This window comes from Glutamicibacter sp. NPDC088483 (assembly GCF_044753145.1).
Taxonomy (GTDB): domain Bacteria; phylum Actinomycetota; class Actinomycetes; order Actinomycetales; family Micrococcaceae; genus Glutamicibacter.
The window spans coordinates 180989-206724 of the sequence record NZ_JBIVMP010000002.1 but is presented as its reverse complement, the minus strand read 5'-3'; the positions used below and the strand labels follow the sequence as shown (position 1 = coordinate 206724).

The 25736-nt window shown below is 62.0% G+C and carries 22 protein-coding genes, 2 tRNA genes, 1 other RNA gene and 1 pseudogene; 10 read left to right on the top strand and 16 right to left on the bottom strand.

What is annotated here, in order from left to right; all coding sequences use genetic code 11:
• Positions 1-89 precede the first annotated feature (89 nt).
• Complete coding sequence (locus tag ACIP6G_RS05165) at positions 90-1838, top strand: VanW family protein (RefSeq protein WP_332727430.1); 1749 nt, start codon at positions 90-92, stop codon at positions 1836-1838.
• Positions 1839-1987: 149 nt separating this feature from the next.
• Here ACIP6G_RS05165 and ACIP6G_RS05160 read toward each other — a convergent pair whose 3' ends face one another.
• The gene (locus ACIP6G_RS05160) at positions 1988-2737 is read right to left on the bottom strand and encodes an SDR family oxidoreductase (RefSeq protein ID WP_105661240.1); all 750 of its coding nucleotides are present in this window, start codon (positions 2735-2737) and stop codon (positions 1988-1990) included.
• Positions 2738-2771: 34 nt separating this feature from the next.
• Positions 2772-3530, bottom strand: a complete 759-nt coding sequence (locus ACIP6G_RS05155; RefSeq protein WP_181148862.1) for a beta-ketoacyl-ACP reductase — start codon at positions 3528-3530, stop codon at positions 2772-2774.
• 181 nt (positions 3531-3711) lie between these two features.
• On the opposite strand from ACIP6G_RS05155, the gene ACIP6G_RS05150 reads away from it, so the two are divergent.
• The 3 genes from ACIP6G_RS05150 to ACIP6G_RS05140 are packed head-to-tail and all read left to right on the top strand — an operon-like array spanning position 3712 to position 5288.
• The gene (locus tag ACIP6G_RS05150; RefSeq protein WP_332731728.1) at positions 3712-4134 is read left to right on the top strand and encodes a DUF3099 domain-containing protein; all 423 of its coding nucleotides are present in this window, start codon (positions 3712-3714) and stop codon (positions 4132-4134) included.
• Positions 4134-4379: a hypothetical protein gene (locus tag ACIP6G_RS05145; RefSeq protein ID WP_365946123.1), complete on the top strand. Its 246-nt coding sequence runs from the start codon at positions 4134-4136 to the stop codon at positions 4377-4379. Before ACIP6G_RS05150 ends, ACIP6G_RS05145 begins: the two co-directional genes overlap by 1 nt.
• Positions 4380-5288, top strand: coding sequence for an SURF1 family protein (locus tag ACIP6G_RS05140; RefSeq protein ID WP_365946122.1), 909 nt, complete (start codon positions 4380-4382; stop codon positions 5286-5288). It begins immediately after the preceding gene.
• A 78-nt stretch (positions 5289-5366) separates the two neighbouring features.
• Here the strand turns inward: ACIP6G_RS05140 and ACIP6G_RS05135 are convergent, their stop codons facing one another.
• The 7 genes from ACIP6G_RS05135 to mptB (ACIP6G_RS05105) all read right to left on the bottom strand — a co-directional run bounded on the left by ACIP6G_RS05135 (position 5367) and on the right by mptB (ACIP6G_RS05105) (position 13961).
• Positions 5367-5813: a hypothetical protein gene (locus ACIP6G_RS05135; RefSeq protein ID WP_365946121.1), complete on the bottom strand. Its 447-nt coding sequence runs from the start codon at positions 5811-5813 to the stop codon at positions 5367-5369.
• A gap of 68 nt (positions 5814-5881) precedes the next feature.
• Complete coding sequence (locus ACIP6G_RS05130; RefSeq protein WP_105657791.1) at positions 5882-7483, bottom strand: ABC-F family ATP-binding cassette domain-containing protein; 1602 nt, start codon at positions 7481-7483, stop codon at positions 5882-5884.
• A gap of 186 nt (positions 7484-7669) precedes the next feature.
• The gene (locus ACIP6G_RS05125; protein WP_105657790.1) at positions 7670-8773 is read right to left on the bottom strand and encodes a GTP pyrophosphokinase family protein; all 1104 of its coding nucleotides are present in this window, start codon (positions 8771-8773) and stop codon (positions 7670-7672) included.
• A gap of 84 nt (positions 8774-8857) precedes the next feature.
• On the bottom strand, positions 8858-9628 hold the full coding sequence (locus ACIP6G_RS05120) for a DUF2637 domain-containing protein (protein ID WP_133833406.1): 771 nt from the start codon (positions 9626-9628) through the stop codon (positions 8858-8860).
• A gap of 131 nt (positions 9629-9759) precedes the next feature.
• The gene (locus tag ACIP6G_RS05115; RefSeq protein ID WP_365946120.1) at positions 9760-10863 is read right to left on the bottom strand and encodes a VanZ family protein; all 1104 of its coding nucleotides are present in this window, start codon (positions 10861-10863) and stop codon (positions 9760-9762) included.
• A gap of 57 nt (positions 10864-10920) precedes the next feature.
• Positions 10921-12405 (bottom strand): polyprenol phosphomannose-dependent alpha 1,6 mannosyltransferase MptB, encoded by a 1485-nt coding sequence (gene mptB / locus ACIP6G_RS05110; protein WP_365946119.1) that lies wholly within the window; start codon positions 12403-12405, stop codon positions 10921-10923.
• Positions 12406-12410: 5 nt separating this feature from the next.
• On the bottom strand, positions 12411-13961 hold the full coding sequence (gene mptB / locus ACIP6G_RS05105; RefSeq protein ID WP_400288980.1) for a polyprenol phosphomannose-dependent alpha 1,6 mannosyltransferase MptB: 1551 nt from the start codon (positions 13959-13961) through the stop codon (positions 12411-12413).
• A gap of 184 nt (positions 13962-14145) precedes the next feature.
• On the opposite strand from mptB (ACIP6G_RS05105), the gene orn reads away from it, so the two are divergent.
• Both orn and ACIP6G_RS05095 read left to right on the top strand, forming a co-directional pair.
• Complete coding sequence (gene orn / locus ACIP6G_RS05100) at positions 14146-14757, top strand: oligoribonuclease (RefSeq protein WP_365946117.1); 612 nt, start codon at positions 14146-14148, stop codon at positions 14755-14757.
• Between the two features lie 158 nt (positions 14758-14915).
• A tRNA-His gene (locus tag ACIP6G_RS05095) sits at positions 14916-14991 on the top strand.
• On the opposite strand, the gene ACIP6G_RS05090 is transcribed toward ACIP6G_RS05095, so the two are convergent.
• Positions 14980-15501: a DapH/DapD/GlmU-related protein gene (locus ACIP6G_RS05090; protein ID WP_365946116.1), complete on the bottom strand. Its 522-nt coding sequence runs from the start codon at positions 15499-15501 to the stop codon at positions 14980-14982. The two genes, ACIP6G_RS05095 and ACIP6G_RS05090, sit on opposite strands and share 12 nt — an antisense overlap.
• A gap of 376 nt (positions 15502-15877) precedes the next feature.
• On the opposite strand from ACIP6G_RS05090, the gene ACIP6G_RS05085 reads away from it, so the two are divergent.
• The 3 genes from ACIP6G_RS05085 to def all read left to right on the top strand — a co-directional run bounded on the left by ACIP6G_RS05085 (position 15878) and on the right by def (position 18462).
• Positions 15878-15953 (top strand) — tRNA-His (locus ACIP6G_RS05085).
• 763 nt (positions 15954-16716) lie between these two features.
• Complete coding sequence (locus ACIP6G_RS05080; RefSeq protein ID WP_400288977.1) at positions 16717-17865, top strand: acyl-CoA dehydrogenase family protein; 1149 nt, start codon at positions 16717-16719, stop codon at positions 17863-17865.
• 24 nt (positions 17866-17889) lie between these two features.
• Positions 17890-18462, top strand: coding sequence for a peptide deformylase (def, locus tag ACIP6G_RS05075; RefSeq protein WP_105657783.1), 573 nt, complete (start codon positions 17890-17892; stop codon positions 18460-18462).
• A gap of 12 nt (positions 18463-18474) precedes the next feature.
• On the opposite strand, the pseudogene ACIP6G_RS05070 reads toward def, so the two are convergent.
• From ACIP6G_RS05070 to ACIP6G_RS05055, 4 genes and pseudogenes are all read right to left on the bottom strand, one after another.
• Positions 18475-19407: pseudogene (locus ACIP6G_RS05070) on the bottom strand (winged helix DNA-binding domain-containing protein); the annotation flags it as partial.
• A gap of 438 nt (positions 19408-19845) precedes the next feature.
• Positions 19846-21303, bottom strand: a complete 1458-nt coding sequence (locus tag ACIP6G_RS05065) for a glyceraldehyde-3-phosphate dehydrogenase (RefSeq protein WP_400288975.1) — start codon at positions 21301-21303, stop codon at positions 19846-19848.
• A 219-nt stretch (positions 21304-21522) separates the two neighbouring features.
• Positions 21523-21878, bottom strand: an RNA gene (gene rnpB / locus ACIP6G_RS05060) — RNase P RNA component class A.
• A gap of 72 nt (positions 21879-21950) precedes the next feature.
• Complete coding sequence (locus tag ACIP6G_RS05055; protein WP_400288972.1) at positions 21951-23393, bottom strand: dihydrolipoyl dehydrogenase family protein; 1443 nt, start codon at positions 23391-23393, stop codon at positions 21951-21953.
• Positions 23394-23510: 117 nt separating this feature from the next.
• On the opposite strand from ACIP6G_RS05055, the gene ACIP6G_RS05050 reads away from it, so the two are divergent.
• Positions 23511-24290: a YaaA family protein gene (locus ACIP6G_RS05050; protein WP_400288969.1), complete on the top strand. Its 780-nt coding sequence runs from the start codon at positions 23511-23513 to the stop codon at positions 24288-24290.
• 74 nt (positions 24291-24364) lie between these two features.
• On the opposite strand, the gene ACIP6G_RS05045 is transcribed toward ACIP6G_RS05050, so the two are convergent.
• Both ACIP6G_RS05045 and ACIP6G_RS05040 read right to left on the bottom strand, forming a co-directional pair.
• Positions 24365-24748 carry a VOC family protein gene (locus ACIP6G_RS05045; RefSeq protein ID WP_400289348.1) on the bottom strand — a complete coding sequence of 128 codons (384 nt, stop codon included), beginning with the start codon at positions 24746-24748 and terminating at the stop codon, positions 24365-24367.
• 12 nt (positions 24749-24760) lie between these two features.
• The gene (locus tag ACIP6G_RS05040) at positions 24761-25714 is read right to left on the bottom strand and encodes a Nif3-like dinuclear metal center hexameric protein (protein ID WP_400288967.1); all 954 of its coding nucleotides are present in this window, start codon (positions 25712-25714) and stop codon (positions 24761-24763) included.
• Positions 25715-25736 lie beyond the last annotated feature (22 nt).

Here is a 25736-nt window from a genome sequence, read left to right as displayed (position 1 = left end):
AGTATTTCTATTGACGCGTTTAACGGCTGGCGGCATAAGTCCTAGCCGCGCGCGTAGCCCCTATCGCTTTCGAAAGAGCTACCAGACCAGTGCAGACCCCCTCCCCGGACAGTTCCTCAACTACGCCTACGCACTCCGCACAAGACAAGAAGAAGCCGAAGAGCAAGGCCAAGCCTTGGATCATTACCGGTTCTTGTGTCGCAGCCGTAGCCGCAGCATATTTCGGCGGAGCCGCCTATGTCAGTTCCCAGGTTCCAGCCAACGCGTCAATTGCGGGCGTGAACATAGGATCCATGAACAAGGACCAGGCTCGCGCCGAATTGGAACGCGAGGTACTCCCCCTGGCTGAAAAGCCAATGGATGTCACCGTCAACGGTGAAAAGTACACCCTGGATCCGGCCAAGGCCGGCCTGGAACTGAACGTTGATGAAACCATCAACGAACTGACTTCCTACGAAATCAACCCGGCCAAGCTCTACGAGCGGCTCACCGGCGAATTCCACGTCACCCCAGCGGTCGACGTAGATCAGGAAAAACTGGGCGCGCAGCTTGAAGCGCTGGCCAAGAAGGCCAATGCCGAGGTCGCCGAAGGAACTATCGACTTCAAGGATGGCACCTCGAAGCTGACCAAGCCCGTTGACGGCGTAGCGCTGAAGACCGAAGAAGCCGCCACACTGATCAGCGAGGAATGGGAAATTGCCGGCGCGGCGATCGACCTTCCTGCCGAAGTCAGCAAGCCGGCGATCTCTGCCGACACCCTGCAGGCGTTCTACGACAAGGACGTCAAGGCGCTGCTGAAGGACGAGGTCATCCTGGCATCGGATGACAAGAAGGCGTCCATCTCGGCCGCGTCTATTGCCGCGGCGGCAAAGTACGCGCCCAAGGATGGCGCCCCAGCGATCGCATTGGATGACGAGAAGCTCTACAAGGCTGCGACGAAGAATTCAGATCTTTCCAGCACTGCCAAGGATGCGCAGATCGTCTTGAAGGACGGCAAGCCGTCCATCATCAAGTCCTCCAAGGGCATCTCGCTGGAGACCAAGGGCCTGGGCGCCAAGGTCCTGGCCGCCACCGCTGCCAAGAACCGCACTGCCGAAGTTGAGATGACCGAGAAGGAAGCCGACTTCACCACCGCAGATGCGAAGAAGCTCGGCATCAAGGAACCGATCGTCACCTTCTCCACTCCCTACCCGGCTTCCGATACCGTACGCACCAAGAACCTGCATGCCGGTTCGGCGCGCGTCAATGGCGATATCATCAAGCCCGGCGAACGCTTCTCGCTGCTGCAGGCCTTGGGCCCGATCACCGTGGCCAACGGCTATTACAGCTCCGGGGTCGTGGAAAGCGGCTTCAGCACCGAAGCCGTAGGCGGCGGACTCTCGCAGATCTCCACCCAGATGTACAACGTCGGCTTCCTGGCCGGATACGACGACATCACCCACAAGCCGCATTCGCGATGGTTCGAGCGCTACCCCGCGGGACGCGAAGCCACCTTGTGGGAAGGCCAGATCGACATGATCTGGGAGAACAACACCCCCTACGGCGTGATGATCCAGGCCTGGGTTTCGGGCGACAAGGTCAATACCCGCCTGTGGTCCACCAAGTACTGGGATGTCTCGCAGAAGAGCTCGGGCAAGTACAACCAGACCAACCCCGAAACCAAGTACAACCCGGCCGAGAAGTGCGTCTCGGAATCTGGTGGCAAGAAGGGCTTCAGCATCGATATCACCCGCTACCGGGAAGCCTTCGATGGATCCAAGAAGCTGCCAGCTGAAACCAAGAGCTGGACCTACAGCCCATGGCACAAGATCGTCTGCGGCGACAAGCCCAAGGACTGATCCAAGCGAAATCGCCGGGCGCCTCCCTTTCGGAGGTGCCCGGCGATTTCGCTTAACCCTGCGCATTTTGCCCCAGGCACGGAAAAGCTGGCGGTCGGAACCCCTGCACGGGGTAACTGCCGCCAGCTGATGCGCGCTGCTGCGGGGGCTTACTTGCCCGACTGCTCCAGGAAGTCGCCTGCGCCGCCAACCAGCTCGGTGTGGCCGGTCTCGACGTCGGCGAAGACCATCTTGGCTACCTCGGCGCCGAACTCCTCGACGGAGTACAGCTTGCCGGCAGCTTCGCGGCGGGCGTCGATAGCACCTGGCTCCATGCGGTTGAGCAGGGTTGCGGTGATGGTGCCTTCGATCATGTCACCGGAGACCACCACGAAGGTGATGTTCTTCTCGGCCAGCTTCGGGATCATTTCACGCAGTGCATCTTCGCCGGCGCGCTTGGACTTGGCCACAGCGTCGTAGGCATCCATGGTGGTTACTTCGTTGATGAAGTGCGCCTGGTGGCTGGTAACGAAGACCACGCGGCCGCCCTCGCTCAGCTGGGGCAGCGCGGCTTCCAGCATGGCCACCTGCGCGTCGCGGTTCAGGCGCAGCGCATAGTTTTCGCCCATGGAGGTTTCCATGCCGCCCGAAGCGTTGAGCACGACGACATCCAGCGAGCCGAAGTTCTCAACAGCCGCGTCAACCAGAGCCTGCGGACCCTCAACGGTGGTCAGGTCGGCGCCCACGGCAACGGCCTTGCCGCCCTTTTCTTCAATAGCGGCAACAATCTTGTTGGCGCGCGGGGCCTTGGCGCGGTAGTTGACCACTACGCCAACGCCCTGCTCGGCCAGCAGCTGCGCGGTCACCGCACCGATGCCGCGCGAGGAACCGGTTACAACGGCACCTTTGAATTCACTCATGGTGGTACTCCTTTGGATTTCTTGCTTAAATCTTCTAGTGGCCCATGCCCAGGCCGCCATCAACCGGGATCACGGCACCGGAGATGTAGCCTGCTTCGTCGCTGGCGATCCAGCGGACCACGTTGGCAACCTCTTCAGGCTCAGCAAAGCGGTTGGCAGGGATGCTGGAGAGGTATTCCTTCTGGGTGTCCTCTGGCAGCACAGCGGTCATCTCGGTGTTGATGAAGCCCGGAGCCACAACGTTGGCGGTGATGCCGCGTGAGCCCAGTTCACGGGTCAGCGAGCGGGCGATGCCCACCAGGCCGGCCTTGGACGCCGCGTAGTTGATCTGCCCTGGCGAGCCGTAAAGGCCGACGACCGAGGAGATCAGCACGACACGGCCGCGCTTGAGCCGGATCATGCCCTTGGACGCGCGCTTGATCACGCGGAAGGCGCCGGTGAGGTTGGTGTCGATCACCGAGGTGAAGTCGTCTTCGCTCATGCGCAGCAGCAGGGTGTCCTTGGTGACCCCGGCATTGGCGACGAGGACTTCTACCGGACCGTGGGCCGCTTCAACTTCTTTGAAGGCCGCGTCGATCGATTCGCCGTCGGTGACATCGGCCTTGACGCCGAGCAGTCCGGCGGGAACCTCGCCGCTGCGGTAGGTAATGGCCACTTTGTCGCCGTTGGCTTCGAATGCGCGCGCAATAGCAAGTCCGATGCCGCGGTTGCCGCCGGTCACGAGCACACTGCGGCCAGTGGTTGGTTCCGTAGTCAATGTATTTCTCCGTTCATGCGCTCGCTGTCCTGGCATGGTAAATCTCTCCAAGGGCCAGCCGAAAAGCGCACTTTGCCTAGTTAAGTAGCTACTCCGTGAACAATCCTATTAGTTACTACCCAGTTTTACCGCTTCGACAGCGCGTAGAAATTACACTCTTCGTGCCGCAGGTGAGACAATGGGAGCAGATCCCGTACTGCGAAGCGAAGTCTTTTACATGTCCCCACAGCCCACGAATCACGGTTCCAGCCAACCGGAAGTTCACCGCATTACCGAAGCGCGCGAGTCCCATACCACCGAGCGCGATTCACGTGTGCGCAAATACACGATTTCCATGACCGTGCGCCTGATCTGCTTCGTTCTCGCTTTCTTCTTCGATGGCTGGCTGCGCTGGGTCTTGCTCGCGGGCGCAATTATCCTTCCCTATATCGCAGTGGTGATCGCCAACGGCGGTGCGGATCTGACCAAACGCGAACCGCCCGCCGAGTTCTACAAGGCTCCCGGCGCCCAGGCTATCGCCGCACCGGACGAAACCGCGCCGGCCGCGCAGCAGGCACCGGAACCAGAAGTGATCGACGGAAGCTTCGCCGAAGAAGCTGATCCGGTGCAACAGCCAACAACTGCTCCCAAGGAGGACTAGTGGATCTGCTAGGTTCGCTCGGCGGCTCCCCTGCCGCCGCCGAAATCCTGTGCTCGCGAAAGGGCTGCCGCAACGCCGCCAGCCACCAGCTGCTGTGGAATAATCCGAAGATCCACACCCCGGACCGGCGCAAAATCTGGCTGGCCTGCGAAGAGCACCGCGACTGGCTCGAAACGTATCTGGAGGAACGCCTGCTCTACAAGGAAACGCTGCCGATGCCGGGCAATGAAGGAGAAAGCAAGTAGATGTATCGTTTTCTGGCCAGTACCCGGTGGGTCGGCTGGCTCATTCTGGTGGCGATCTTCGCCGCCGCCTGCATTGGCTTGGGCAATTGGCAAGCCGACCGCCGTGCCGAAGTCCTCGAGGGCATCGAACGGGTCAACCGCAACTACTTCGCAGAGCCGGTCACCGGCACGCAGGCCCTGGAGAATTTCCAGGACCTGGACGAGGACAAGACCTGGATGACCGCGCAGCTCACCGGCCAATATCTGCCCGCGGATACCATGATCGTGCGCAACCGCATCAAGGCCGGCAGCCCCGGCTACGAGGTGCTGGTGCCGTTCAGGACCAACGAGGGCGGAACTGTCGTCGTGAACCGCGGCTACCTGCCGATCGGCAACCAGGAAGACGGCCACCCGGATGTTGTTCCAGCGCCACCTGCCGGAGAAGTCACTGTGGATGTGCGTTTGAAACCATCGGAAATCCGCTTGGACCGCGGCGCCCCGGAGGGCCAATTGGCTTCGATCCAGCTCGAAGACTACGCCAAGCTCCTGGACTACGAGATCGCCCAGGGCGCCTACGGCCTGATGTATGAAGAGGATCCGGCCCCGGCCACTGCGCCACTGCAGCTGGACGCTCCGGATATGGATGAAGGTCCGCATCTTTCCTACGAGATCCAGTGGTACATCTTTGGCGTGCTGGCCTTCATCGGCTTCTGGTATGCCGCTCGCCAGCAGAAGAAGCTGAACGCCGAGGATGCCGCCGAGCAAGCCGAAGCCGAGGCGCTGGGCCTGGACGAGCCGCTGCACAAGGTGCGCAAGATTCGCGCCAAGCCGGATAAGAAGTTCCGCCGTGACGGCACGCCGACCGATGAAGCCATCGAGGATGCGCTGCTCGACCAGGCCGACCACACGCCAGGGGGCCTCCCGAAGTAGCTGCGGAAAACAAGGAAACCGCGCGGTAGCTGGAATATTCCAGTTGCCGCGCGGTTCTCTGCTTAATGCAGTTTTCTTTCAGCTGCCGTTGGCCGGCGGAGTCCAGCGGATCCCGCTGTCGCTGCACCCAGGAGTCTTGTGCCCCTCGCCTTCGAGGCAGGAGGCATCGATGAGGGTGCGGTCCCCCACCGGCTCCTGCAGTTCCAGCGTGTAGGGCGCGGTCTCGTTGCCTTGGCAGGCATGCGCTTCGCCTTCCAGCGGTTCAACCACGATCCCGATGGCGATCTGGTCATTGGACAGCTCCACCTGGGTGGCGGTCACCTCGCCGGTCACCCCGGAGGAACAGGCAAGCCGCATGACCCCGAGGTCGAGGCTGGTGCTCGACGCGTTCACCCCGGCAGGGTCCAGCAGCGTCCACTGGGCGTTGACCTCATCGTGAACCTGTGCGGCGCAGCCGGCCAGCGCGCTGGCAAGCAGCAGCCCAGCGCCTGCGATCCGCGGTAATTTGCGTCCAAAAACACTCATGGCTTGGCAGCTCCCTTTGAAGATGGTGATCTGCCAAGCCTACGAGAGCTATTACGGGTTGTCAGGAGTTAAGTCAGCGAAACCAATTCCAGGTAATCCTCGTTGAAGAGGTCCTCATCGCCATCAGGCAGGATGACCACGCGCTCAGGCTGCAACGACATCACTGCGCCCTCATCGTGGGACACCATGACCACGGCACCCGGGAAGGTGGACAGCGCGCCCAGCACCTCGGCGCGCGAGGCAGGGTCGAGGTTGTTGGTCGGCTCATCGAGCAGCAGCACATTGGCGCTGGAAGCCACGATGGTGGCCAGTGCCAGACGGGTCTTCTCGCCGCCGGAGAGCACGCCGGCCGGCTTGGTCACGTCGTCGCCGACGAACAGGAACGAGCCGAGGATCGAGCGGACGTCGGCATCGTTCAGGTGGTCAGGCGCGTTGCGGCGCATGTTCTCCAGCACGCTGGCTTCCGGATCCAAGGTGTCATGCTCCTGGGCGAAGTAGCCGATCTTCAGGCCGTGGCCCGGAATGATCTTTCCGGTATCGGGTTCGGAGACACCGGCGAGCATGCGCAGCAAGGTGGTCTTGCCGGCACCGTTCAGGCCCAGGATGACAACCTTCGAGCCGCGGTCGATGGCCAGCGAGACATCGTTGAAGATCTCCAGCGAGCCATAGGCCTTGGACAGGCCTTCGGCCATGAGCGGGGTCTTGCCGCAGGGAGCCGGATCCGGGAAGCGCAGGGCTGCAACCTTGTCGGAGGCACGCTCTTCCTGCAGCCCGGAAAGCATGCGATCCACGCGCTTGAGCATGGACTGCGCCGCCGAGGCGCCGGAGGCGCGGGCCTTCATCTTGTTCGCCTGGGTCAGCAGGACCGAAGCCTTCTTCTCGATGTTGGCGCGCTCGCGCTTGCGGGCACGCTCATCGGTTTCGCGCTGGATCTTGTAGCGCTTCCAGTTCATGTTGTAGACATCCACCACGCCGCGGTTCGCGTCGAGGTTCAGCACCTTGTTCACGGTGGATTCCATCAGGCCGGTATCGTGGCTGATCATCAGCACGCCGCCGGGGTAGTTCTTGATGAAGTCGCGCAGCCACATGATCGAATCGACGTCCAGGTGGTTGGTCGGCTCATCGAGCAGCAGGGTCTCGGCGTCCGAGTAGAGGATGCGGGCCAGCTCGACGCGGCGGCGCTGTCCACCGGACAGGGTGCGCAGCGGCTGGTCCAGGATGCGGTCCGGCAGATCCAGGTTGGCGCAGATGGCGGCCGCTTCGGATTCGGCAGCGTAGCCACCGGCAGCGATGAATTCTGCTTCCAACCGGTCGTACTGGCGCATGGCCTTGGCGGAGACGGCAGCGTCCTCGCTGGCCATGTCCTCGCGGTTCTGGGCCAGCTTGGTGACCACCACGTCCAGGCCGCGGGCGCCAAGGATGCGATTGCGCGCCAGCTGCTCCATGTCAGGGGTCTTGGGGTCCTGCGGCAGGTAGCCGATGGAGCCCTTGAAGGTGACCTCACCCGAGGCTGGCTGGGTCTCGCCGGCGAGGACCTTGGTCATCGTCGTCTTGCCGGCACCGTTGCGTCCCACCAGTCCGATCTTGTCGCCCTTGTCGATGCGGAAGTTCACTTCGTCCATCAGCAAGCGGGCGCCGACGCGTAGCTCAAGGTTGGCTACGGAAATCATATGGTGTGGCCCTTTCATGCGGGTACAAGAATTGTGCGGCCCACAAATTGGGCAACTTGACTATTCTACCGGCCAACCACGCCGTGGCCGGCGGAACGTGCACAAACTAACAGTTTGGGGTTGAGCTGGCTAAAGAATCGAAGCCCGCACTTCCACCGCATTGGAAATCCGGGCTTCGAATCGAAATTATTCCTTGTCGCTGGGTTGCGATCGGTAATCCATCATCTGGATCAGGCGGCGGCGCAAGGAGGCTTCGCGGCGCAGGTCCCCGCCGCTGGTCTTGTCGATGTGGTCCTTGCCGAAGCGCCAGAGCAGCACGTCGTCCAGCAAGCGGTCCGGACCCGGCGAGTACCGGTGGTCCAGCGCCGCACGCACATCGGTGACCACATTCGCATCCAGCAGCTGCGCCAGCTGCCAGGTCTGGTCTATGCCGTGGGAGCCGAGCAGCTCGGCGGCCCAGGACCAATCGTCATCGCGCTTGCGGTCCACGTGCGGCAACAGCGTCTGCCATATTTCGCCGATCTTCTCGCCGGTCAACGGCTCGGATCCGGCGCCCTGCTGGTCGTGGTAGCCGTTCAGGCGGTGGTACAGCTCGTCGATGTCCGTGAAGTAGTCCTCCACGGTTTCCAGCATCGCCGCGGTGGCGGTGAAGTGGCGGTCGATCTGCGGATTCCAGGCGGCCTCGCCGGGATGCTTGAAGCGGATGTCGTGCTCCATTTCGGACCAGGCATGCTGCAGCACGGTGCGGATCTGCACTTCGAAAACGAAGTTGCCGCTGGCTACCACCGGCTTGCCCAAAGCCTCCTGGAATTTGCGTACGATCGGCTCGCTGCGGGTCTTGAGCAGCAGGTGGCGCGAGGAGTAGCCGTAGGTGCCGGACTCCACCGAGCCGATGTCCTTCTCCCGGTCGCTGCGGCAGTCGAAGGAGTCGCGGTGCGACTTGATCAGGCTGGCCACCTGCTGGATTTCATGGGGCAGCATCACGATGATGCGGATGCCCACCATGTCGTGGATTTCGCGCAGCGGGTTGGGGAATTCCAGCACCGGGGCGGTCTCGGAACTTTCCTGCAGCCGGCGCGAGGCCTTGGCCGCGAAGGACTGCGGCGATTTCACCCGGCCGGTAATGAACAGCGGTTGCACCTCGGAATTCGCGAACAACCGGCGGATCTTCGCCTTCATGGCCGACATGACGGTATTGAGTTCGCCGGTCACAGACTTGTACTGCTCAACGGCGGCCGCAATCTGTTCGGAGAACTCGTCGTTCGCCTGGCCCTGCGCCGGATCCATCATTGATGCCTCCTGGATGCTAAAGCGTTCCTGAAAATGCTGTCCTCATGCTCATGCCCTGGCGCCAGCCGGGTGCGGCGACGGCCCTTATGGGCGGGAAAGGCGCTTAGCCATGTCGTCGAACAATGGCGCCTTGTCCTCGGTCTTCTTCTGCGCTGCAGGCTTGGTTTCCTTGGCTGGCTGCGCGTTCTGCTTGATCGGGGTGACCTTCGAGTCCGATCGGCCTGCCGCGATGCCTTCGGCGCGGGCTCGGGCCAGCGCGTCCTGGTGATCCTGTTCCAGGACCGATAGGCGTTCTTCCTCGGCGGTCTTGGTGTCGGTCAGCGCAGCGTTGTAGCCATCATCATAAGCGACGCCGTACTTCTCGGCGTTTTCCCGCTCTTCGTTGTATTCCAGCTCAGCGCGCAGCTTCGCGGCTTCGGACTTCTTCTGGTACATGTGCACGGTCAGGTGGGTGATGGCCAGCAAGACGATTGGCGGCATGGCGGCAACCAGCGCGGAAACCAGCGGCGGCACTCCGTTTTCGATCGAGTCCACGGTCAAGATTGCGTGGGTGGAGTTCGCCGCGGTGGAAACGATCGCACCGAAGAACAGCAGCGACCACGGGTAGATCATGGCCTTGCGATGGAAGCCGTTCAGGGCCACGATGGCCACGGTGGCGGCCACGATCATGCCGTCAATGATGATTGGCCAGATCCAGGCCAGGCGCGGGCTGATGCCCGAGCGCTCGGCCAGGTCGGTCAATGCAGCGAACGAGAGCACGAATGCGCCGATGGCAATGAGGACCGTCGCGCCTACGGCCGTGCCTAGGACGGCGCGGTGCGGTTCGGCCGGGACCTCTGGTTTATTATCTTCCATGCTGCTGAGCAGACCTAACTTTTTGGGAATTATCGGTATGTCTTCAAACGCGAGTTTGCTGGACCGCACCCGAGGCGCAGACCACCGCGTTCCATTTTAGCGTGCGCCTTGCGGTGCTGGGGTGCCTTGGCTCAAAGGGCGCGACGGTCGATGAAACCGGTACCGCTGATTTTTCCGGCCAGTCCCCGGTGATTCGCCTCGAAGATGAAGTAGAAGGCGCTGATCGCGATATAGATCACAACGAGCATGTTCAGCAGCGGGTAGGGCGTGAAGTCGACCATGCTGGTGGAAATCTGGAAGAGGAAGTTAATCCCGCCAAATCCGAGCAGGCTGCGCAGCAAGGCCCGGCCGGCCGGAGCCGGTTGCCCCTGCCCGTCGGTGAGCATCAGCCAGGCGCAGCGCTGGCCGAGGGTGGCCCGTCCCGGCGCCAGGCTCGGCAGCCAGAAGACGCAGAAGACCACGAACAGCGGAAGCCAGAAGTTCATCCACTGTTGGCCGAACTCCGGAGCACCCAAACGCTCCAGCAGTTCCAGGGCAGCACCGATGACAAGGAGCGCTCCGGCGGTGAAGCCTGCATCGAAGATGTTGGCCAGTGCACGGCGGGCGCGGGTCACCGGCCGCGCCGGCGCATTGGCCGCGTCCGCTTCCACCGGGCCGGACAGGAAGCGGAACATCGGCAGGTAGGCGATCATCGCGCCCAGCAGCGCGCCGGCAGTGTTGGTGATCAGGTCATCGACGTCGGCCACGCGGTAGGCGCAGGTGTACAACCCCCAAATAGCGGTGTACTGGGTCAGCTCGATGGCCAGCGAGGCCGCGAAGCCGAGCAGGACACCGGTGAAGATGTTGCCGCGCAGCCAGCGCACGGCCAAGATGCCCAGGGGCATGAACAAGATGATGTTGAACAGCACCTGCCACAGGGTGAAGCTGGTGGCGAATCCGCTCAGCCCGCGTTCCACGATGGCCAGCCTGAAATCATCGACGAAACGGCCGGGCACCAGTTGCGGGATGGCCACCCCGGGACGGCAGAATTCGTCGCGCGTGGACGGCAGCGGAAGCATGGTGTAGCTGAACAGGCCGAATCCGTAGACGGCTGCGGTTGTGGTGGTGATGGTGCGGCGCCAGGACAACCGTCCATGCCGGCGGTATTGCACGGCCAGCAGGAAAACGCCGGCGGACGCCAAGAAGAGGGCGCCGCCGAGAATGGCGATTGCCGCTGGCCAGAACATTGTTTGCATATTTCTATCTAAGCGGAATATTCCGGGAGAAAGCTGGGCTGCAGAATGTGACCTTGGCTATGCTTTCGGCCCGCGCAGCACTTGCCTGGTTCTGGCATCGGCAGTGAAGAGGCCGATGAACAAGCCCGCTACGAGCACGCCAGCCAGGGTCTTCATCACCCAGGCCGAGTGCCACTGCTCGATGGAGAGCTGGTCGACGAAAACCGCCACCAGGATCAGGCTGGATGCATAGATCATCAGCTTTTCCGATCCCCAGGACACCTTGTGCGAAATGGCGAACAGCGCCATCAACCACAGGATGTACCAAGGCTGGATAATCGGAGCCAGCAGCACCACCGCCGAAAGCGCCCACGCCGCTAGGCGGACCGGGCTGGAGGTGTCCTTGGCCAGCGCCAGGCGCGCCACAATGGCCAGCGCGATGACCTGGAACACGCCCACCACGATGGCATTCACCAAGGAGATATCGGCGCCGAATATGCCAGCGAGATTGCTCAGGGACCAGCCGATCAGTCCCACGGGAGCGTACGGGAACGCCGCATCGCCCGCGGTGAACATGGCAAGCAGCCAGCCGAACCAGAGGTTGGTGACCGCACCGATCAAAAGCAGCCAGGTCAGCGAGAGTGCTGCGACCTTGGCCCAGATTTTCCACCTCTCGCGCATCGACGGGCTCCTGCCCAGCAGGACCAAGCCGATAAAAGGCAGCGCCAGCAGCACGATCGGCTTGACCGACACGGCTATGGCCAGCGCCATCGTGGCGGCCATGGGGCGGCGGTCGTAGGCATAGGCGAAGGCGCTGAAGACACCTGCGATCATCAGCGCGTCATTGTGGACGCCGCCGATCATGGTCAGCAGGAACAGCGGATTGCCCACGATGGCCCAGTTGGCCCAGTTGGCCCAGTTGGCGCTCTGCCCCATTTTCTGCGCCAGCTTCGCAGTGAAGTGATAGCAGCCCCAGACACCGAGCACGGCAACGATGCGCAGCAGGCCCACGCCGATTTCGGGAATGCCGTTGGAGGCGAAGTAGATGATGCGGGCGAGCACGAGGAAGAACGGGCCATAGGGCGAGGGCGATTGCGCCCACAGGCTGTCGGATCCGCCATCGAACCAGCCCGGAAGGGCGGACACGCCTTCGGCATACGGGGATTTGCCGGCGTGCAGCATGCGGCCCTGGGCCAGGTAGGAGTAGACGTCGCGGCTGAGGATCGGGAAGCTGAGCATCAGCGGAGCAGACCACATGGCCAGCACGCGGGCCAGTTCCCGCCCGGTGATCTCGCCGGCAGCCTGGACCCATGGCCGGGCCAGGATCCAGGTTCGGGTCAACCAGACAATTCCCACGGCCATCAGCACGATGCAGCTGATGACACCTGGCACTTCGGTTCGGAATTCTATGAAGAAGCCGCTGCGTGCCAGCGGGGACAGCTGGTTGCGCGGGAACCAGCCGATCCCCCAGGAGGCGACGGTGATCATGGCCGAGGCGGTGAACCCTTGCCATGATAGTGACCGCAGGCTAGCGCGCTGCGGTGCCAGCTTCGGCTGCTCCACTGCCACTAGGCTTTCTTGCTCTTCTTCAGCCAGTTGGTCGAGCTGAGCAGATCAGCGCAGATGTTCTTGGTCTTCGGATCGAAGAAGACAAGGTACAGGGCGCAGGCGATGGAGATGCCCCAGGAAATCAATTGGACGCGTGGAACCAGGGAATCCTGCAGGAACTGCCAAACGAAGATCTGGTCAGCGGCCTGGTAGGCCAGGAAGAAGATGGTGGTCAGGTGCAGCCAGAGCATCTGCCAGTCATCGCGCAGGCCGGTAACGGCGAAGAACGGCAGCAGCCACAGGAGGTACCACGGCTGGATCACCGGGGAGAGCACGACAATCGCCGCGAAGGCGATGGCCATGCGCTGCACCAGATGCGAGTGCTTTCCGCGGAAGATCAAGACGAAGGCGATGGCTACGCCGACCAGGCGGCCGAAGAGCTTGGCCGCGGGCAGGATCCACTCGGTGGACAGCCCGAAGGCGGAGACCAGCCCGCTCAGCGCGATGACCGCAATGCCTACCGGGGAGAAGATGGAGTATCCGGTACCGGTGAAGAGCATGACCTTCAGCCAACCGAACCAGTAGCCGTTGAGCCACCCAACCACGGTCATCAGAGCCAGGAAGATCATGCCGGTGTAGAACCAGTAGAGGATGCGGCGCGGCCAGGCAGCATTAGGCCCTGCCCAGAGCAGGCCGATAAACGGCAGCAGTACCAGGGTAATCGGTTTGACCCCGACCGAGGCCGCCAGCACCACGATGGCCCAGAAGCCGTAGCGCTTGCATGCCAGGTAGACGGCCCAGACCGACAGGCCGGTCATCAGGGCATCGTTGTGCGCACTGGCCACAAAGTTCACCAGGAACAGCGGGTTCGCCACGGTCATCCAGGCGGCTTTGGCCCCGGAGACACCGTGCAGTTCGGCAAGCTTGGGCACGTAGCGCAGGCAGAGCAGCACGCCGATGAATGCAATGGCGCGGAAGGCCAGGATCGCCGCGTCGGTCGAAGGGCCGGTCAGCTTGACCACGAGGAATTCGATGCTCAGGTAGAGCGGGCCGTAGGGGGTGCCGTCCTGCGCCCACATGGTGTCGGCACCGAGCTGGAACCAGTTATTCAGCGAGGATATTCCGTCAACATAAGGATCCTGCCCGGCATCCACCAGCCGGCCTTGGCCGATGTAGGCGAACACGTCCCGGCTCATGATCGGCAGGGTGACGAACATCGGGATGCTCCACAGCCAGACCGCGCGACGGACCACCTTCAACGAACCTTCGCCCCAGCCCTTGAGCTTCTGGCCCAGGCGCCACCAGGAACGGAAGAGGACCCAGCAACCCAGGGCCAGCAGGATCACGCAGGTGATCACGCCGGCCGGTTCGGTGCGCAGCATGATGAAGAACGGGTCGCGGTTCAGCGGGGATACGCTGGCCAGCCACCCGGTACCGAAGGATCCGAAAAGGATCAGGGAGGAACCGATGACGCCGCTGAGAAGGGTCCTATTCACTCCAGCGTAGGGCGGGGAGCTCACTGCTGCTGGCTTGCTGGCTGACACACTGACACCTCGGGCTGTAACGGACATGAGTTCGAGAGTAATTAAGCCAGCGTCGCATGTGCCGTGCCCTTGCAAGCAGGCAATTCAACAGCCGGAAATCTCAGACGATTTTAGCATCGAGCACGCGTCCAAGCCGGTTGAAACACTGTCCCTCCGCCCTGCGACGAGGGTGCGCTCCCCCACAGCGCTTCTTGAAGTGTAGATTGGTTACGTGGCTAGTAACTCAGAAAAAATTGTATGGATCGATTGCGAAATGACCGGCTTGGATCTGGTTAACGACGCATTGATCGAAGTAGCAGTGCTCATTACCGACTCCGATCTGGAGATCGTCGACGAGGGCATCCAGGTAGTCATCAAGCCCGAGCCGGCAGCTCTGGCGCAGATGGATGATTTCGTTCGCAATATGCATGTGGTTAGCGGCCTGCTGCCCGAGCTGGCGAACGGCATTCCCATGGAGGAAGCCCAGCGCCTGGTGGTCGACTACATCAAGAAGCACGTTCCGGAGCCGAACAAGGCGTTGCTGGGCGGCAACTCGGTGGGCACCGACAAGAACTTCTTGGCACGCGATATGCCCGAGGTCATCGAGCACCTGCACTACCGCATTATCGACGTGTCGACCTTGAAGGAGTTGAGCCGCCGCTGGTTCCCGAAGGCGCACTACGGCGCTCCAGCCAAGACCGGCAACCATCGCGCACTGGGCGACATCCAGGATTCGATCAACGAGCTTCGCTACTACCGCGACGCCATCATGGTTCCGGCGCCGGGACCAACCTCCGATGAGGCCAGGAAGATCGCCGCAGGGATCACCCAAAGCGCCGGCTAGCCGCCAAACGAAGGCCCCGGCGCATTGGTGATGCACTGCACAGTACCCCAGGGGCCTTCCGATTGGCATCAAGCGCGGAATTGTGTGTATAGTATTTCTCGTTGCCAGATACGGAATTGGTTCGCAAAAGCGTTCTGACTAGTAACGAAGCAAACATGGTGGGTATAGCTCAGTCGGTAGAGCGTCTGGTTGTGGTCCAGAAGGTCGCGGGTTCAAACCCCGTTACTCACCCCAGAGACAAAGACTCGATCCAGAACGAAAGTTCCGGATCGAGTCTTTTGCTTTACCCGCACGCCTGGCACCGGCAGGTACGTTTTTCGTTACGACCGCGGAGGCAGCGACAACTGCGTTCTCTCCGATCGTGACGCCGGAAAGCAGGGTCGCGTTCGCGCCAATCCAGACGTTGCGCCCTAAGATCACTGGAGCCGGAATAGTATCCGCCCACCGAGCAGGATCATGATCGTGTTTGAGTGCAGCCACAACAACGTTGTGCCCGATCAAGCACTCATCCCCGCTACGGGTACCGCCTTGGTCATGGAATTTGCGGCCAGCATTGATGAAGACGCTCGTCCCCAGTTCGATATTGCGTCCAAATTCCGGGTTGAACGGCTCGAATAGCACCACTGACTCGTCAACGTCCATGCCGGTCAACTGCCGCAGCAAATCCCGTACTTGCCCTGGGCTGCGGTAGCCGTTGGCCGGCTCCGCGCAAATGCGCAGCTCGTCTTGGCTAGTGCGATGCATGAGCGCATGCAGCTGCGAACCGGCGGTAATTCCCTGGCCGGCGTGCAAGGCTTCTCAAAGATCACCAATATCCAAGAATTCCCTCATTATCCATTCTTCACAGTGGCTCGAACCATATCGCCCCTGGACCCGCGGCAAAGCCTTTCCCTCAGGTACTGCAAGCAAAGGGATGATCACGGCACAGGGATTCATCTCATGAGGCAGCTCAGCGGCGAGCAACAGCCCCACGGCCATGAATAATGAGCATCCCGTCACAATCCCGGAGATGGCGCCATGCGAATTGGTATTTCCGGCCTGGATACGTGTATAGTATTTCTCGTTGCCCGGTACGAAATCATGAGCACTACAGCTTCTGACTAGTAACGAAGTAGACATGGTGGGTATAGCTCAGTCGGTAGAGCGTCTGGTTGTGGTCCAGAAGGTCGCGGGTTCAAACCCCGTTACTCACCCCAGATCGAAAGACCTGGTTCGGAATGAAAATTCCGAACCAGGTCTTTTCTCGTTTTCGACGCCTTGAAGCGCAATCGGCAAGGCACCGGGCCTCGTTGATTCCAGACCGAACACCCGGAATCCAGAGGCACACACCGCCAGTCCACGCCAGCGAATCCTCCTCGGCGTTCAGCATCGCGCCGCTAGCCGCCAACCCGCCTTCACCGCCGGCAATGGCCACCGCATGGAACCACCAGATGCCCAGGCACCCTGCCGACGCCGAAACAAGCGGATTCCATCATGCGACAACCGGGTCGATTTCGCGTGGAGCGATCCGCAACCCGCGGGACGGCTCCAGGGTTGCATCATTGGCACTGCGCGCCCCTGCACAACGGGCCGTTTGCCTCCACTAGGCCCCGGTCCGAATTATCGTTGGTTCCGGTGAAGCCAACGCCATTACGCGCGGATTCGAGCTGCGGATTCGTCGCCGACAGGACCGGTTGAACATGCGGTTCGAACCTACCGGCGAGCGCAGGGCTGCCCTGATGCGGTGTTAAGTCATATTTCGGTGGCTAGGAACACGGATTCGAAACTATGTTCGAATGGGTTGTGTTTTGGGGTCTATCCCCGTGTTTTTCGAGACTTTTTGCGTTATCTAGTGACTTGAATCGTTGTTTGCCCTGGCGAGTAGGCACGAATTGGCTTGAGCAACCATAATGGATGATGTACTTCGGCAAGCCAGTGAGCTTTATGCCTTCGTTCCATCCACCGAAAGGTACTCCCCCTGTGAAACGCGCGCTCTTTGAAGAGGACCACGAGCAGTTCCGTGAACTGGCTACGGAATTCAACGCCCGGGAGATTTCCGGTAAATACGCTCAGTGGGAAAAGGATCATCAGATCCCCCGCGAGGTGTGGCAGTCTGCCGGTGAAAACGGCCTGCTGGGTCTTGCAGTGCCTGAGCAGTTCGGTGGCATGGGCATCGATGATTACCGCTTCCGTGTAGTGCTTGATGAGCAGCTCGTGCGTTCGGGGCATCTGTCCGTAGCCTTGGCCTTCCACCTGCACGACGACCTGGTGCTGCCGTACCTGCTCTCCTACGGCTCTGCCGAGCTCAAGGCCAAGTGGCTTCCACGCATGGTCGATGGCTCCACCATTACCTCCTGCGCGTTTACCGAGCCTGGAGCGGGGTCCGACCTGCGTGCGGTGCGCACCAAGGCGGTCCGCGATGGGGATGACTGGCTGATTAGCGGCCAGAAGACTTTCATCGGCAATGCTGCGTTTGGCGATGCCGCTCTGGTGCTTGCGCGCACCGATGGCGAGAGCGGACGTGCGGGCGAGCAGTCATTCTCGCTGTTCATGGTCGAGCGTTCCGAGGGGTACACCAACGGCAGCCCCTTCGACAAGATTGGGCTGCGGGCTTCTGATACCGCTGAGCTGTTCTTCGACGATGTCCGCGTCTCGTCTGCGGATCTTGTTGGCGAGGCTGGACAGGGCCTGGCCTATGTCAAGGCGCAGCTTCCCCAGGCCCGTCTGGCTATTGCCGTGGCTGCCTCGGCGATCTGCACCGCGTCTTTCGAGCAGGCGCTGGAGCATGCGAAGAACCGCTCTACCTTTGGCCAGGCGCTGACCGAGTACCAGAACACCCGTTTCGAGCTGGCTAACCTGAAGACTGAGGCGCATGTCACCCAAAGCTTCGTGGACCGGGCCGTCCTGGCATTCAACGACGGCGAGCTGGATCCTTCCGAGGCTGCCGAGGTCAAGCTTTGGGCTAGTGAGAGCGCTAAAAAGCTTTCCGATCAGGCATTGCAGCTGCATGGCGGCTATGGCTACATCATGGAGTACCCGATTGCCCAGTCCTTCACTGCCTCCCGCTTGCTGACCATCTTCGGTGGCACAAGCGAGATCATGCGTGAAACTATTGGACGAGCACTCTAAGCACTTTTGAAAGGAACCGATCACGTGCCTATTCGGCAGATCACTGTTTACGGAGAACCTGTACTTCACAAGCGTGCGGTGGAGGTCACCGAGTTTGATGGCGCCTTGCGCGAGCTCGTTGCCGATATGCACCTCACCATGGATGAAGCGCATGGCGTGGGCCTGGCGGCTCCGCAGATCGGTTTGGGCCTGCGCATGTTCACCTACGTCTTCGCTGACCAGGACGATGCTCCCGAGCGGGGCGTAGTGATCAACCCCAAGCTGACCCTTTCAAAGGTGTCGCAGGCTCCTGCGGATGCTGATGACGACTCCGAGGGCTGCTTGTCCGTGCCCGGGTTGAACTACCCTCTGCAGCGTGCTGACTATGCGAAGGTGGAAGGTTTCGACGAGTTCGGCAATCCGATCTCTTTCGAAGCGCACGGCTGGTTCGCGCGCATCATGCAGCACGAGTACGACCACCTTGATGGCTACCTCTACGTGGACAAGTTGCAGCCACGCTGGGAGAAGAAGTGGAAGAAGGCCAAGAAGGCTCTGGGTTGGGGCGTGCCTGGCAATACCTGGTTGCCGGGTACCGATGAGGATCCATTCGGCCACTAGGCTTCCCGCCGCCTACCGGGCAGTCTTGAAGTCCAGATACCGCTGATGCAGCGCCGCACCGATTTTGCCGGTGGGCGCTGTTTCTGCGTTCCAGACCTTCGAAGCCCTGCCTTGTTCTAGCCAGAAGGGCAGGAACATGCCGTTCTTGCCGGGCAGGATCTGCGCAGCCATCTGCTCGTCGGCTACCAGCGTGCGATTCGCGTAGCCCAGGTAGTACTCGTCAAAGGGACCAAGCAGGCGCAGTGGCAGCCCGGCGGGCTCCATCGCTTCAAGCTCCCGGTGGGCGCGGCTGCCGGCGATGACCCAGTAGCCCTCTCCGCGCTCATCGTTGCCTGCGTCCGCCAGCAAGCCGCCGAGTGCTTCTGCGGCGGCTCTCATGGTGGTCAGCGTCTGTCCCGTGTACCAGGCTGCGTCGCGAAGGGTAGCTGGCCCATGCGAGTGCAGGTACCGGCGCAAGAGTTGCGCCAACGGATCTTCTGGTTCCCGGTGACTTGCAATCCATTCATCCACGAGCACGAAGTCCTGCGCGATGAGTTTCGCGTCTTGTGGAATGGGCCCCTGGCAGATCAACCCGTCCAGGACGAGGACCTGCAGGATAACCAGTCTTCGCTGCTGGCCCGTCTCCACTCCATTCTGGTTCAGTGCCTTGAAGAGCGCGGAGCGGCTGGCTTGCCCGTGCTCCTGCAGATGCGCGCTGATGATGCCAGCTGCCTGGTCAATGTCCTGGGTGCCGATCTGCAGTCCCCGCATCCTTGTGGCCGAGGAGCGCAAGGTGCGTTCACGTGTTGCGCGAGTCATCCAGCGCGCATCTTCGGCCAAGCAGATATGCAGCGTGCCCCGCATGGTCCATGACCGCATGAGCCGTCCTTCGCTGAAGAGCGCATCGACTTGCTGGCGGGATTCTTGCGCTGCGGAGCGCTGAGCCAGCGCGTAGCGTCCTGCAGCGAAGTCCTGGGACTTGGAACGCGAGCATGTGTTCTGCGGCCTGCAGTACGGATTCTGCCGGCTCCAGTAGCAGCTGGCTCGCCATGCGCGCCGCCAGCGTCCGGGTACTGTCTATTAACCAACCTCGATCCAATGCTTGATGGCCTAAAGCCTAGCAGTGCGGGGGTCCAGAGGTGCCCGCGAAGCGGCGCACCTGCAGTCGCCGTTGACGCAGGGGCGGCGCAGGTGGAAACGGACCTCCAAGCCCGGATGCGCGCAAAGGTCGAGACCTGCCTGGACTTTGCTGGAGAGGTGCTGGCCAGGTGCTGGTTCTCGTTGGTGCGCTGGACCCGGGAGGCCCTTTTGGAGGGCGTCGTGCCGCCCGGATGGAATAGCAGACGGGACCATCCCAGCGCGCAATGCGTTGGGATGGTCCCTTCAGCTGCAAGCAGCGGGGTCCTAGGCGGTGACGGCTTCAGCCTTCACTGCAGGCACTGCAGCCGGGTGGGTGCCGGCCATCGATTCGATGACGCGAACAACTTGGCAGGAGTAGCCGAACTCGTTGTCGTACCAAACGTAGACGACAGCGTTCTTGCCGGACACGATAGTGGCCAGGCCGTCAACGATGCCGGCGCGGCGCGAGCCGACGAAGTCGGTGGAGACAACCTCAGGCGAATCAATGTAGTCGATCTGCTTGTGCAAGCTGGAGGTCAGCGAGGTTTCACGCAGGTAGGCGTTGAGCTCTTCCTTGGTGGTCCCGTTCTCCAGGTTCAGGTTCAAGATCGCCATGGAGACATCCGGGGTCGGTACGCGGATGGCGTTGCCGGTCAGCTTGCCTTCGAACTCCGGCAGGGCCTTGGCCACTGCCTTGGCGGCACCGGTTTCGGTGATCACCATGTTCAGCGCTGCCGAACGGCCGCGGCGCTCGCCCTTGTGGAAGTTGTCGATCAGGTTCTGGTCGTTGGTGAACGAGTGAACGGTCTCGACGTGCCCGTGGGTAACACCGAACTTGTCGTTCAGGGCCTTGAGCACTGGGGTGATGGCGTTGGTGGTGCACGATGCAGCGGTAACGATCTTGTCTTCTGCGGTGATCCACGAATCGTTGATGCCGTGGACGATGTTCTTCAGATCGCCCTTGCCCGGTGCGGTCAGCAGAACGCGGGAAACGCCCTTGGCAGCCAAGTGCTGGGACAGTCCTGCCTCATCGCGCCAGCGGCCGGTGTTGTCCACCACGATGGCGTTGTCGATGCCGTGCTCGGTGTAGTCGACGGTGGTCGGATCATTCGAGTAGATGACCTTGATCAGGGTGCCGTTGGCGAGGATCGTGCTGTTTTCCTCGTCGACCGTGATCGAGCCTTCGAAGCGGCCGTGCACCGAGTCGCGGCGCAGCAGCGAAGCGCGCTTGACGATGTCGTCATCCGAGCCCTTGCGGACCACGATGGCGCGCAGGCGCAGGCCGTAGCCGCCACGCTCGATCAGGATGCGGGCCAGCAGGCGTCCGATGCGGCCGAAGCCGTAGAGGACAACGTCCTGGGGTTCAGCGTCGGTTGCGCCGGCCTGGCCAACCTTCTCGCCCAATTCATCGGCCAGGAAGGCGTTCAGATCAGCGGAACCGGATTCCTTGAACTTCTTGTTCACGCGGCCGAGGTCAATTGCTACCGAACCGACGTTCAGGGCCTCGATGGCATCCAGGATGGCCTTGGTGTCGTTCAGGTCGAGCTCTTCGCCATCGATGCGGCGCACTACGCGGTGGGCCTTGATGATGTCGATGGCGGACTGGTTGATCAGCTTGCGGCCGTAGACGGAGGTCACCACATTGTTCTTGCGGTACAGACGTCCGATCAGTGGGATCATGGCCTCGGCGAGCTCTTCGCGCCCGCTCCATTCTTGCTGGGCAACGACAGACTGCTGGGTCACAGAAAATCCTTCCAATTCAGCCGACTCGCAGATCCATAAAGTCGGTTGGCACCGTGGGAAGCACCATTGCTTTTGCGGTGGCACGAGGTAACAGGATCATCCTCGTAAGTACATGATCCATTCTAGACCGTGCGCAGAAAAACTGAGGATCGGGGACTGTGAATCATCTCACCAGCGCACTAAGGGCTGATGCCGGCGCAATCGCAGGAAGGAAGAGCGTGAATGGGATGGCCGATACGCCGGGTTTTGTCGCGCCGAAGCGGGACGGTCATCTATCTACGACTGCCGTTGCCGGCAGCCTCTAGCGGTCCACCCGACTGCATGGGGCGAACAGCCCTCATAACGCAGTCTGTCTGACCTTGCTCCGAGTGGGGTTTACCTAGCCACCCCAATCACTTGGGGTGCTGGTGGTCTCTTACACCACCGTTTCACCCTTACCAGGAAATCCTGGCGGTCTATTTTCTGTGGCACTAGCCTGCGGGTTACCCCGAGTGGGCGTTACCCACCACCCTGTTCTGCGGAGCCCGGACGTTCCTCGGGGCAATTGCTTGCCACGCGACCGTCTGGCCATCCCATTCACTACCAGTCTAATGCGTTGGGCGTGGGCTGCAGACCACTTCCGAACGCTGATTCGATCACAGCCGGCTTCACCCGAACCGCTGCGCCTCAAGCAACCGCAACCAGATTTCGCTGATCGTCGGATAGGCGGGGACCGCATGCCACAGCCGGTCCAGGCTGACCTCGCCGACGATCGCAATGGTGGCCGCATGCAGCAGTTCCGCGGCATCCTGGCCAGCGAAAGTGGCGCCGACGATCACCGAACGCGCCTGGTCTATCACCAGCTTGGCCCGCCCTGAATACCCGTCGGCGTGCAGGCTCGCCCCGGCCACCGCACCCAGATCGTGCTCGATAACCGAAATCTGCAGGCCGGCGTCGAGGGCCTGGCGTTCGGTGGGTCCGACCGCGGCGATCTGCGGATCGCTGAAGACCACGCGCGGCACCGCATGGTGGTCCGCCGTGGCCGCATGCCTGCCCCAGGGCGCATCGAGAACCCCGGTTCCATTGATCCTCGCGGCAATGGCCTCGCCCGCGGCCCGGGCCTGGTACTTGCCCTGGTGGGTCAGCGGGCTGCGCCCGCTGGCATCTCCTACGGCGTAGAGCCAGTTGGTGCCCGCCACGAGCATCGTGTCATCGACCTGCAGCCGCCGGGACGGGTCCACCCCGAGAGCTTCGAGTCCCAGGTTCCCGATCTCCGGCCGCCGCCCGGTGGAGACCAGCACTTCCTCGGCTTCCACGAGGGATCCTCCGGGCAGCTGGAGGCCGGCTATCCCGTGCTCATCGCGGTGGACCTGCAACGGCGTGGTGTCCTGGTGCACCACTACCCCGGCCTCGGCCAGCGACTGGGCCACCAGCTCGCCGGCGAACGGCTCTTCGCGGCCCAGCAGCGACCCGCGGGCAAGGATGGTGACCTTGGATCCGAGGGAGGCGAAAGCGAAGGCCAGCTCCACCCCGGCAACTCCGCCACCGATGATGGCCAGCCTCGGCGGAATCGCCTTGGCCGCAGTGGCCTCCCGGGTGCCCCACGGCCTGGCTTTAGCCAAACCCTCGATCCCAGGCAGAACCGGAGTGGATCCGGTGGCCAGGACTACGGCCCGGGCCGAGTACTCGCGATCCGCCACCTGCACCAGGCCGCGCCCGGAAAGCCGCGCCCGGCCGCGGATCAACTCGATGCCGGCCGAACGCAGCCACCGTTCCTGCCCGGCATCATCCCAGTTGCTGGTGAAGGCGTCCCTCCGCGCGAGCACCGCCTCGGGATCCAGCGCACCAGTCACCGCTTCGCGGGCCCCGGGAACCCGGCGTGCCGCGCGCAGCGCATCGCCGCTGCGCAACAGGGCCTTGGAAGGCATGCATGCCCAGTACGAGCATTCCCCGCCCACCAGCTCGGATTCGACGATGGCCGCCTTCAGGCCCTGCCGGGTGGCATAGTCGGCGGCGTTCTCCCCGGCCGGCCCGGCGCCGATCACGATCACGTCGAAATCGCAGTGCTGCCCGGAGGCAGTTTGGCTAGTTCTCGAGTTCTGCTGGGGCATCCTCTGTCCTTGCTCTGCGTGAAGCGCTGCTGGGTCGTGGGTTCAGCCTAGCCAGATCTGCGCTGCGGGTACATGCCCTGGGCAGAAGATCAGGTGAACTCCGATAAGCTGGAACGCGTGCTTATTTTGTTGCCGCCTTCCGAAGGCAAGACCGCCCACGCCGAAGGTTCTCCGTTCGAAATCGAGGACCTGTCTTTTCCGGAGCTTTCCGGGGAACGCCGCCTGGTGCTTGACGCCCTTGCTGAAGTCTCAGCCCGCGAAGATGCCATGGACCTGCTGGGAGTCGGAGCCTCGCTGGCCAAGGAAGTAGCGCGGAATATCAATCTGCACACCGAGCCCGCAGCCAAGGCGCACGATATCTACTCGGGGGTGCTCTTCGAGGCCCTGGACTACGCGAACCTGGATGAAGCAGCGCAGCGGCGCGCCGATGAATCCATCATCGTGGTCTCCGCCCTGTGGGGTGCCGTGCGTTTTGGCGATCGCATTCCGCCCTACCGCTTATCCATGTCGGTCAAGCTCGAGCCGCTGGGCAAGCTGGCCACCTGGTGGAAGAAGCGCCTGGCTCCGGTGCTGGATGCGGTGGCCGGCGACCAGCTGATCGTGGACGCGCGATCGAGCACCTATGCGGCCGCCTACAAGCCGGCCAATGGCAACACCGTTGCGGTCAACGTCTTCCAGATGCGCAATGGGGTCCCGAAGGTGGTCTCGCACTTTGCCAAGCACACCCGCGGAGAGGTCACCGGTTTCCTGGTCCAGCAACCGGTCGCACCGGAAAACCCTGGAGAATTGCTCGAGCTGGTCCAGACCAAGTGGGAAGCGTCCCTCGTCGAAGACAAGAAGGGCTTGGCGCTGAACATCCTGCTGCCGGAGGACCACCAGTTCACCACAGTGAATTAGCGTCCTTGGGCAAGTCGCCGAAGGCGGCTGGTGCCCTGCCGATGAAGCGTGCTGGCATGGCTAATGCGGCTTCGTCAAAGCGCTGCGACTAGTTCAATCTCGAATCCGGCAGCATCTTCCAAGTACGCCGCGTAGTGCTTTGGTCCCCCGGCGTACGGGTGCAGCTCCGGGAACATCAGGGTGAATCCGTGATCCAGCGCCTGGGAAGCCAACGTTTCCACCGCCTGCCTGGTGCCAGCATGGAAAGCCAAATGATTCAGCCCGGGAGTCAGGCGGTCATGCCGTTGCCTTTTGGCATCCGGTCCGGATTCCAGGACTATATAGAATCCGTCGCGGGCATAGCTGACGCCATCAGCCCATTGGGAATCCACCACATAGCCAAGGCGAGTGAGCAGCCAGCCCAGGGAAGCTGTACTGGCTGCCAAATCCTCAACCCATATTTCCAGATGATGCAGCATGGAACTCACTGACTACGGAGTCAGCACGAAGTCCCATGGATCGGAATTAACTTGGGAAACCTCGATCTCCACGGTGTGCCCAAGATCGTTGAGCACGTTGCCCAAGGCGCGGGCACCAGCCGACAGCCAGACCCATTCCGAAGCGAAGTGGGAGACATCGATCAGGTAAGGGAACCCGCCGCTGGCAGCTTCGCGTGCCTCGCTTGCCGGGTGGTGGCGCAGATCAGCAGTCACGTAGACATCGGCCTGGTGCGAGCGCACCGCGTCAAACAGGGAATCGCCGGCACCGCCGCAGAGGGCGACCTTCCGGATGATGCCCGTTCGATCTCCGGCGACACGTACACCGCCAGCCACCGCTGGGAGCACGGTGTAAACGCGTTCAGCGAAATCCTCGAGCTTCATCGGCTTCTCCAAGAAGCCCACCCGCCCCAAGCCTTCTTCTGGCAGTCCGTCCTTGGACTCGATCAACGGCACGCAGTCCTTCAGCCCGAAGGCATCGGCGAGAGCATCGTTGACTCCCCCGATGGCGCTGTCGGCATTGGTGTGCGCCGTAAGCAATGCGGTTCCGGATTCGATCAGGCGGTGAATGGCTTCGCCCTTGAAATTGGTGCCGGCAACCTGGGTGACTCCGCGCAGGAGCAACGGGTGGTGAGTGATCAGCAGATCGGCCCCACGCTCGATTGCATCCTCGATCACCTCCAGCGTTGGATCAACAGCCATCACGATCTTGGAAATCTGCTGGCTGGTACGTCCGGTCACCAAGCCAACGGCGTCCCAATCTTCGGCCAATGATTTTGGCCAAAGTTCCTCAGCTGCTTCAAGGACGTTACCCAAGGTGGTCTGCGGAACCGAGGTGTCTTCCACCGGTTGCTCAGGCGTTTCTCCGGTAACGGGCTTGAGCGTCGAGGCATCCAGGGAATCGCTGCTCTTCCCCAGGTCTTGCGAGTTATCTGCCTTGCTCTGCATACCCACCACCCTACGCGGTGGG

Excerpts from the sequence above, each read along its gene's own strand:
- ACIP6G_RS05135 (WP_365946121.1), bottom strand. The coding sequence starts at position 5,813 with ATGAGTGTTTTTGGACGCAAATTACCGCGGATCGCAGGCGCTGGGCTG.
- mptB (WP_400288980.1), bottom strand. The coding sequence starts at position 13,961 with ATGTCCGTTACAGCCCGAGGTGTCAGTGTGTCAGCCAGCAAGCCAGCA.
- ACIP6G_RS05160 (WP_105661240.1), bottom strand. The coding sequence starts at position 2,737 with ATGAGTGAATTCAAAGGTGCCGTTGTAACCGGTTCCTCGCGCGGCATC.
- ACIP6G_RS05125 (WP_105657790.1), bottom strand. The coding sequence starts at position 8,773 with ATGATGGATCCGGCGCAGGGCCAGGCGAACGACGAGTTCTCCGAACAG.
- ACIP6G_RS05150 (WP_332731728.1), top strand. The coding sequence starts at position 3,712 with ATGTCCCCACAGCCCACGAATCACGGTTCCAGCCAACCGGAAGTTCAC.
- ACIP6G_RS05055 (WP_400288972.1), bottom strand. The coding sequence starts at position 23,393 with ATGCCCCAGCAGAACTCGAGAACTAGCCAAACTGCCTCCGGGCAGCAC.
- ACIP6G_RS05115 (WP_365946120.1), bottom strand. The coding sequence starts at position 10,863 with ATGCAAACAATGTTCTGGCCAGCGGCAATCGCCATTCTCGGCGGCGCC.
- ACIP6G_RS05040 (WP_400288967.1), bottom strand. The coding sequence starts at position 25,714 with ATGCAGAGCAAGGCAGATAACTCGCAAGACCTGGGGAAGAGCAGCGAT.
- ACIP6G_RS05120 (WP_133833406.1), bottom strand. The coding sequence starts at position 9,628 with ATGGAAGATAATAAACCAGAGGTCCCGGCCGAACCGCACCGCGCCGTC.
- ACIP6G_RS05140 (WP_365946122.1), top strand. The coding sequence starts at position 4,380 with ATGTATCGTTTTCTGGCCAGTACCCGGTGGGTCGGCTGGCTCATTCTG.
- ACIP6G_RS05155 (WP_181148862.1), bottom strand. The coding sequence starts at position 3,530 with ATGCCAGGACAGCGAGCGCATGAACGGAGAAATACATTGACTACGGAA.
- ACIP6G_RS05130 (WP_105657791.1), bottom strand. The coding sequence starts at position 7,483 with ATGATTTCCGTAGCCAACCTTGAGCTACGCGTCGGCGCCCGCTTGCTG.
- ACIP6G_RS05090 (WP_365946116.1), bottom strand. The coding sequence starts at position 15,501 with ATGCATCGCACTAGCCAAGACGAGCTGCGCATTTGCGCGGAGCCGGCC.
- ACIP6G_RS05045 (WP_400289348.1), bottom strand. The coding sequence starts at position 24,748 with ATGCTGCATCATCTGGAAATATGGGTTGAGGATTTGGCAGCCAGTACA.